This is a genomic window from Magnetospirillum sulfuroxidans, assembly GCF_018224925.1.
Taxonomy (GTDB): domain Bacteria; phylum Pseudomonadota; class Alphaproteobacteria; order Rhodospirillales; family Magnetospirillaceae; genus Magnetospirillum; species Magnetospirillum sulfuroxidans.
This window is the reverse complement of record NZ_JAGTUF010000059.1, coordinates 1-645: the sequence shown is the minus strand read 5'-3', so window position 1 is coordinate 645 and position 645 is coordinate 1. Positions and strand designations below refer to the sequence as shown.

1 protein-coding gene is annotated in these 645 nt (G+C 63.9%); it reads left to right on the top strand.

Translation table 11 applies throughout. From position 1 onward, the window contains the following. Positions 1-77: 77 nt before the first annotated feature. The coding region (locus tag KEC16_RS19650) for an IS5 family transposase (RefSeq protein ID WP_211552120.1) at positions 78-645 on the top strand (568 nt) is incomplete at its 3' end.

Sequence of the window (645 nt, the reverse complement as noted above, 5' to 3'; positions counted from 1 at the left end):
CAGGCTGCGGAAAAACCCTTTCATCTGAGGCTGCATCGTGATTCGCTTCTCCTGCTGAGTTCGGAGGGGGGGGCGCGATGCGTGGTGGTGATGATCGGACGGAGGGGCTGTTCTCGTATGTGAGCTGCGAGGCCCGTGTGCCTGGGGCTCACCCGCTGCGGGCGATCCGGGCGATCTGCGACGAGGCGCTGGAGGTGCTGTCGCCCGAGTTCGAAACGCTGTATTCGAAGGTCGGCCGTCCATCGATCCCGCCGGAAAAGCTGCTGCGGGCGTTGCTGCTGCAAGCCTTCTATTCGATCCGCTCCGAGCGGCAGTTGATGGAGCAGATGGACTACAATCTGCTGTTCCGCTGGTTCGTGGGTCTGGCGATGGACGCGGCCGTGTGGGACGTGACGGTATTCACCAAGAACCGCGAGCGTCTGCTGGCTGGCGATGTGGCGGCCAAGTTCCTGGCGGCGGTGGTGGCGCAGGCTCGTAGCCGCGACCTGCTGTCGGATGAGCATTTCTCGGTGGACGGCACGCTGATCGAAGCCTGGGCGTCGATGAAGAGCTTCAAGCCCAAGGATGGCGGTGATGATCCGCCGGGGCCGGGCCGCAATGGTGAGCGCGACTTTCGCGGCGAGAAACGGTCGAACCAAACCCATG